The sequence below is a fragment of the Povalibacter sp. genome, from assembly GCF_036735925.1.
Taxonomy (GTDB): domain Bacteria; phylum Pseudomonadota; class Gammaproteobacteria; order Steroidobacterales; family Steroidobacteraceae; genus Steroidobacter.
In genome coordinates, this window is sequence record NZ_DAINNK010000134.1 from 1 (window position 1) to 7298 (window position 7298).

The window sequence follows — 7298 nt, forward strand, 5'->3', positions numbered from 1 at the left end:
GAGTAGGCATCGGCCTGCATCAAGCCACTATAGGCGGCGAGATGTCGTTCCGGATACCTACAAGGTCGACCGGCTGACGCTGCCTCTGGCTGATTTCGCAAATATCATCGACGCGCGCAAGCTTTGCCGGAGTCGGGCATAATCGACTTTCGAGCGATGCCGGCGATCGAGCGGGATGGCTTTGACGTGTACGAGTTCAAGGTCGGCAAAGGCATACGCTTTCTCCCGCCAATCGCCAAACCACGATCGATCGCCCTCGACGGCGAGCACCGCGTGGCGATCCACGCCGACCAGGGCCGCGCGCACAACGCCCGGCCATGAGCGCGCGGCGACTTCGACCGTGAAAGGATAGAGACCGGCCACACGTGCATCATGCCGGCCGAGCAGCCACAAGCGGCCCTGATCGTCAAGGCGTGCCGCATCTCCGGTGCGGTGCCAGTTGCGGCCGTCGATCGCAATCTTGTTGTCGGCATCGTGGCGTGGATCGAGATACCCCTTGTTGACGTGATCGCCGGTGACGACGACCTCGTCGTCACGCAGCATCAGCGCGACCTGTGGAATGGGATGCCCCGCAAGCAACCCCCCGCCCGTCTCCATGGCTGTCCAGTCGGCTTGCGTGATGTCGCGCACGTACAAGTGCGCGATCGGCTCGGCCTCCGTCGACCCGTAGACGGCGACGATATCTGCGTTCGGCAATAATGCGGCTAGCCGGCGAAGGACGTCCGGAAACACCGGCCCGCCGCCGGTGAATACCGCACCGAGCGGCGGCAAGGTGTCGAGCATGCACAGCCGTTCACAGATCGACGGCGGCAGCAGGGCCCTCGTCACGCCATGGCGGCGCATGTGGCCAGCGATCTCGGCAGGATCGGCGTTGTGATGGTGCCGCAGATTCCAGTTCGGCAACACCGAGGTGACACCGAAACTCAGGTTGGCGACGACAAACACGGGGAAAGCCACGAGATCCACCTCGCGCCGCCCACGCGGATCGAGCAGGTCGGCCACGCAGGCATTCTGCGCCGCGAGAAAGCCATGCGTACGAACGATCGCTTTGGGAAGGCCGGTGGAACCACTGGTGAACGATATAAGCGCAGGATGCTCGGCAGTAACGTCTTCGACATTCTCCGGCCCAGTGCCATGATCGTCCGGTGAAAGGCGCATCGGCAAGCGTCTGAGATCGGGCAGCGCCCAGCCGAGCCAGCGATACAGTCCCGATGACAGGAGTGCCTTGGGCCGCGTCATGCGGACCGCATGGCGCAGGCCGCGCAACCCCAACGCCGGCTCCGGGAACACAACCACCGCGCCGACGCGCCACGCGGCCGCCAGCGCAACATAAAGATCGATGCCGATCCCCATCGCTAGGATCACCGTGTCGCCAGCCCGCAATCCGTTGGCGCGCCATGCGCCGGACAGCTGCGCGGAGCGCGCCACCAGCTGCGCAAAGGTGATGCGCCGTCCGTCGCGATCGATGATCGCGATCTGATCGGCGCGCCGATCCGCCTCGGTGAGAAAAGCAGCAATCAGGTTCATAATTGCAGTGCGAGGTCGCGCCCCATGAGATCGTAACGGCGAAACACACTGCCCTGATGGCGCTGGCTGCGCTCACGCGAGCGGTTGTCGACGTGCATGAGCGCATGGATGACGCGCGTGTAGCCCAGATCGCGGAACGTGCAGTGCGCCCGGTCGACGAGCATGTGTCCGACGCCCCTCACGCCACTGGCATACGTCTTTACGATCGCCGTGCGCGGCCGCGAGCCTTCCAGGAGGTCGGGTAGCGCAAACAGATACCCTGCGAGCTGATCGCCGGCATGCGCGAAGAACACGAGCCGCGGATCGATCGCCGGTATGATCGGTTGATAGAGCTCCAGAAATGCGTCGCGCGTGACCGGCTTGTAGAACGCATTATTGGCGAAAGCCGAACGCGACAGGTCGAACAGGCCGGCGATCAACGAGGCTGCGTTCTTGCCGTCCCAAGCGGTGATCGTTATGCCGTCGACGGCCGTGGCGGATTTGCCGATCGCCTCGTCGATGCCGGCACGGGCGGAAACATAGGACGAGATTGGCGCGAACCCGGCGGAAGTGAAGGCCGCAAGGTCGAACGGGCCGCTGACTGGCTCCAGGAAATAGGGTGCGCTGCCATCGCTTTCGGAGACGACTCGGTACTTGTGCCACGTATCACCGTCCATCGGGCCAATCACCGCTTGGAAGCCCTCGCCTACGAGTGTCTCGCACACGTCAACCAAAAGCCGTGCACCCACTTCCACGCTTTCGCAGGAAAATGCCCCGACGGCCGCGGTTTTTTTGTCGGCCCAGGCGGGAGCATCGCGATAGACGGTACAGGCGGCTCCTTCTGGGTCGCGGATCTCGACTGGCGCAGCGTTCATGACACAAGAACCTTCCAAGCAAACGAAGAAAGCGGCACGAGCAGCGCGACGATGAAGGCGCGCGCCGAGCGATACCGCTCAAACCAGCGCGGAACGGCAAACGCCACCGCGACGCATAGCCCGAGACTGACGAGCACCGCGAGGGAGAAGCCCGGCATCCACTGTGCATCGGTGCTATTTGCGAACTGGATCGCGTAGACCGCCGCACCCAGCACCAGAGCCAACAGACCCGCGAGAGCATGCGAACGGTTATGCAGCAGCAGAACGGCAAAGGTCGCCGCAACGCCCGCAAATGTCAGGTTGTAGAGATTGATGGCATTGTGGCCGGACCACTCGCCAGCGAACAGCCACCACATCGCCGTCCCTGTCACCGCGGCCAGGAAATCCAGATCGGGATAGGTGCTACGGCAGGCATAGGCGCGCCGGAGCACGACGAACAGTGCGAAGGCCGCCATGGGGAGCAGCGCGTTCACAGGGGCAGTCACCGACAGGATGAGAAACGCGAGCACGCCATAGCCGCGCGCCGCCTGCCGTGTCAGTTCGAGGCGCGGTGCCGCGGCGACCAGCACTGCAATGATAGCGACGTAGAGCAGCGCCGTCGCCAGCAGCCCGACGAGCGGCGTCTCGATGTTGTTCTGCAGGAACAGATGAATCCCAACAGGAACGAACAGGTTATCGAGGCCGCGCCAGGAATCCGCCTCCAGCTGCGCACCGAACGCGGCGAGGATGAAAGACATCACGACGACGCTCGCGCGCGGAACATCGGTCATCAAGAGCAGCGTCACCATCGAAATGATGAAGGTGACGAGAATAAACATGACAACGCCTTCGATGCTCTTTGCGCCCTGCTCCACAGGAAATAGCCGGCGGCCATAGTGGATGCCCGTCAACGCGGCTACAGCATCGGAGAAGGTGAGCACGAGCATCGGGAGGACGAACAGCACGGGACTGCCGATCGAACGGAAGAATAGAAAGCCGACGCTGACAGCGAGCAGGATCTCGCCGTAGGACTGGCGCTCGACAGCATGGATGGTTGAACCGATGCCTGAGCGCGCAAGCGCCGGCGTGCGCATCACCACCAACACCAGGACCGCCAGAGCACACAGCAGCAGCACCGGCCATGCCTCTGAGAACGTCAGCGGAAGGGTGAGCGCATAAAGGCCCGTTGCGACATGCACGGTCTTGCGCTGCAGCTCCGCCGACCAGCCAAAACGCGGAGCGAGGAAATGCACGCCGGCCATCGCCGCCAGCAGGCCACCAACGGACAGAACGATCAACACGAGCTCCATGGCGATGCTCACGCGCGCACCTCTTCGACCACGAAGTCGGAATAGAAGAAGGCCTTGTCCATCGCCTTGCCCGCCGCCTCCAGATCGGTGCGCGTCACAATGGCATCTTTGAACGCCTTCGGTACGCGCCGCGGCGCCATCATGTTCCAATAGACCAGCCGGGCGTTCGAATTGGCGACCTTGATGAGGTCGCGATAGACAGCCGCGAAGGTGTCTGCATCCATGTACTCGAAGATATCCGAAAGGTTGAAACCGTCGGCGCGCTCACCGGCCGCGATCAGTCCCTCGAACGAGCCGACGCGCACGTCCAGCCGGTCCAGTCTGTCGCGAATGGTGTCGTAATGCTCCGAACGCCAGGCAAGCGGGAGGGTTTCGCCCATGCCTCCCGTCAAGATCCAATGCAGATAAGGATTATCTGCCGGATCGAGATCGACGGCGGCGTGCACGATGCGACGGACCACATGGTCGGAGACGCTGCCCTCCACGTGATCGAAGAAGGCCGGATCGCGCCCGAGCTGCCCCATCGCCGCGCGCGAGAAAAAGACCTTTAGAAGGAGACGCCAGCGCCAGTTGTTCCACCGCTCATCATGAAAGCGGCGCCGCTCGGCCGGCGGACGCGAGACGAAAACGTCGGCGACCGTGCTTCGTGACTGGGCGAGCGGCAGCAGCCACGTCTTCAAGATGCGGAAGTAGGCCTCGAACTTGCCGACGCCACCGGCACCATGGCGCGCGACGTCATCCCGGCGCGCTGTCCAGAACGCCTGCGAGTCGTCATCCATCGTCGTCGTGACACCGTCGAGGAGAGCACGGCGACGCCGAGACGGTCTGGCGCCGAGCAGCTCAAGATATGCGACATGATCGAGCGCGCGCATGGCGGCGATGCGCAGCTTCAGGCATTCGATCTGGGCCGGAGAAAGATCGACGACGATGACACGCCGCGGATCGAGCGTAAGCAGCGCCAGCGCGTTGTCACCGGCCGAGCAGATCGTTGCAAAGGTACGTCCCGGCGCCCCTGCAAGCGCATGCACCAGAACGTCCGCGTCCTCCCACAGCTGGGCGTAGCGGATGCGATCGAAGGCGGCTTTGGTGGCTATCTGTGCTGTCATCCGCACTTCCTCACCACGCCCGACGCACCGTCAACCTCGATCACTTCCCCCGTCTGGATCGCCGACATGGCACCCTTCAGCCCCACGACACAGGGCAGCCCGAGTTCACGCGCAACGATAGCCGAGTGGGACAGCAGGCTGCCGCGCTCGACGACGATGGCGGAGGCATTGGTGAAAAGCGCGATCCAGCCTGGATCTGTGTGCTGCGCGACGAGCACTTCGCCGGGCCCGAGCCGTTCATTGGCGGGATCTCGCACGACGCGCGCCTTCGCCTTGACGACGCCAGCCGAACAGCCTGTACCCTGCAGCACATTGCCGGCGACTTCCTGCCTCTGTGAAGACATCGACGACCGCGATTGCGCGATGACGGCGCCCGTCACGGTAATGCGCTCGCCCGGATCGGGACTTGTGCGCTCCACCTCGAACTGTGCCTTGCGCATCGCGACGAGCGCTTTCAGCTCGCGATCATGCCCGAAACCTTCGATCGCGCCCAGCACCTCCTGCACGGTGAGAAGGAAAACGTCGCGCGGCGCATCGAGCCGATCGATTGCGTGCAGCTGGCGCCCGATGGCGAGGAACACGCGGCGTGCCTGTCCGAAGATGCGCGTTCGCTCGAAGCGCAGGTTCTCCCGATCGCGCACGCGGGCTTTCGCCCAGGCGAGCGCGCGCTTGAGTACGAAGCGACGCAACGGCTTTCCCCTCATCAGCGGACTGAGGCGGTCCAGGCCCGCGCTGCTGCGCACCGGCGGCGTTGCAGGATGGCGCGCGGAGGCCGCGATCGAGGCCAGCAGTGGGCGCGGATCGGCATCGAGCGTGATGCTCTCTAGCTTCAGTTCCTCGGTGCAGCGGTCGCCGAACTTGGCGATGTAGGCGGCAATGGCAGCAGCAAGGCCAGGATCACGCTCGATGGCAATCTGATTACCCGCGGCCAGAGCATCGATAAGCTCGGCATTGCCGGCAACCATTCGACCCATCGCCGAGATGCGCTGCGGCGGCTCGGCGGACACGATATCACCCTGGCCAATCATGATGTCGTTGTGCAGTTCGAGGCCCGCAGGGCCAATCCAGCGCTTCGCCAGCTTGCGCGAGCCGCCGAACGCCATCATGCACAGGAAGTCGTTGATGAGGGGCGCGTCCCATCGGTCGAGCAGCGTTGCCTCGATGCGCCGATAATAGGCGGCGAGCGCGCTCAGGCTCATGGCGTCAATGGCTGCTGCATCCGTCGCGAGCGCCTTGTCGAGCCGTGCATAGAACTGCCGGATCGTGCGTGGCAGGCGGACGGCCTCGAAGACGAGCGTGCCCGCGACGCGGGCGACACGCGCGCGCTCGCGCCACGCAGCAAGTCCCCTGGCAGGCGGCGGTGCCAGAGCGTCGCCGATGTCGGACGGCAGTGGCTCTCCGACACCCATCATCGTTTCCATGTGAGCTCGGTTAAGGCTGAAGCCTGGCAGCAGAGCCAAGAGGCGATACCAGTTGACGAGGTTGTAGTAGACGCGTCCGTCGATGCGCCCCAGCATGTTCTCGAGCGCTCCGGAGTTGGCACGGATGGTATCGGCATCTACGCCGCAGATGGCGAGAAACGCGCGATAGACGCGCGCATACGCATACTGCGCGAAGCTGTAGGTCAACGGCGAGACGAAGCCCGGGTAGCTCTCGACGATATTGGAATTGTCAAAGATCGTGACGGTGGTATCCTGCCGGGCCGGCGCGCGCAGGCTCGTCGTAATGGCGCGTGCCTGCAGCAGATAGAGGCGGTCGCCCTCGAACGCCCATTCGATGTCCTGCGGCGACCCGGCAGCCTGTTCGACGCGCCGCGCCAGATCGACCAACGCTGCGACATCATCCTGCGAGAGGATTGCATCACCTTCAGGTGCAACTATCACCCGCCCCGTTGCCGCTTCGACAACGACATGATCGCCATCGACCTCGCCCGACACCAGCCGGTCTCCCAGTCCTTCGATCGCAGAGATGACCATGCGATCGCGGCGGCCGCTGACCGGGTCGGCGGAGAATGCAACACCGGCAGCGCGCGCATCGACCATGCGCTGGACGAGGACGGCAGGCGTACCACCATCGGGATCGAGGCCGCGCGAGGTGCGATACGAACGGAGGGTTTCCGTCGCGCCCGACTCGCAAACCTTGCGGATGGCGGACGGCACGTCGGCCTCATCGACATTCAGCAGGCTCTGGAACTGACCAGCATGCGAATGCTCAGCACCATCCTCCTCGCACCCCGACGAGCGTACCGCGTAAGGCCCCGCACCGATGTCATCGAGCGCCGCAGCCAGGTCCTCGTTCGTGATGCGGGATGCGGCCGCCGAACTGACGGCAAAGAAGGGCGGCACGTCGAAGCCTTGCGCGACGAGGCGGCCGAGCGCCGTAGCCTTGCCGCCGACCACGCTCACATCGCGCGACTCTTCAGCGGAATAGACGGATTTGTCGATCATGGACATCACATTCATTGGGTGGCGCCGGACTGGAGCAACGGCAGATAGCCCGCCGCCATGTAGCAGACGAACACC

The 7298-nt window shown here is 64.1% G+C and carries 5 protein-coding genes; all 5 read right to left on the bottom strand.

The window, feature by feature from the left end; genetic code table 11:
• Nucleotides 1–57: 57 nt before the first annotated feature.
• From V7D81_RS22490 to V7D81_RS22510, 5 genes are read right to left on the bottom strand one after another with little or no spacing between them, the layout of a single operon-like run.
• Entirely contained in the window at nucleotides 58–1527 is a 1470-nt protein-coding gene (locus tag V7D81_RS22490) for an AMP-binding protein (RefSeq protein ID WP_324320539.1), read from the bottom strand.
• Nucleotides 1524–2381, bottom strand: a complete 858-nt coding sequence (locus V7D81_RS22495; protein ID WP_324320540.1) for a hypothetical protein — start codon at nucleotides 2379–2381, stop codon at nucleotides 1524–1526. Before V7D81_RS22495 ends, V7D81_RS22490 begins: the two co-directional genes overlap by 4 nt.
• The gene (locus tag V7D81_RS22500; RefSeq protein WP_324320542.1) at nucleotides 2378–3682 is read right to left on the bottom strand and encodes a diacylglycerol/polyprenol kinase family protein; all 1305 of its coding nucleotides are present in this window, start codon (nucleotides 3680–3682) and stop codon (nucleotides 2378–2380) included. Before V7D81_RS22500 ends, V7D81_RS22495 begins: the two co-directional genes overlap by 4 nt.
• Nucleotides 3679–4776: a DUF3419 family protein gene (locus tag V7D81_RS22505; RefSeq protein ID WP_324320544.1), complete on the bottom strand. Its 1098-nt coding sequence runs from the start codon at nucleotides 4774–4776 to the stop codon at nucleotides 3679–3681. The genes V7D81_RS22500 and V7D81_RS22505 overlap by 4 nt, the downstream gene beginning before the upstream one ends.
• Entirely contained in the window at nucleotides 4773–7223 is a 2451-nt protein-coding gene (locus tag V7D81_RS22510) for a PEP/pyruvate-binding domain-containing protein (RefSeq protein WP_324320546.1), read from the bottom strand. Before V7D81_RS22510 ends, V7D81_RS22505 begins: the two co-directional genes overlap by 4 nt.
• Nucleotides 7224–7298: the final 75 nt, after the last annotated feature.

Excerpts from the sequence above, each read along its gene's own strand:
- V7D81_RS22505 (WP_324320544.1), bottom strand. The coding sequence starts at position 4,776 with ATGACAGCACAGATAGCCACCAAAGCCGCCTTCGATCGCATCCGCTAC.
- V7D81_RS22495 (WP_324320540.1), bottom strand. The coding sequence starts at position 2,381 with ATGAACGCTGCGCCAGTCGAGATCCGCGACCCAGAAGGAGCCGCCTGT.
- V7D81_RS22510 (WP_324320546.1), bottom strand. The coding sequence starts at position 7,223 with ATGATCGACAAATCCGTCTATTCCGCTGAAGAGTCGCGCGATGTGAGC.
- V7D81_RS22490 (WP_324320539.1), bottom strand. The coding sequence starts at position 1,527 with ATGAACCTGATTGCTGCTTTTCTCACCGAGGCGGATCGGCGCGCCGAT.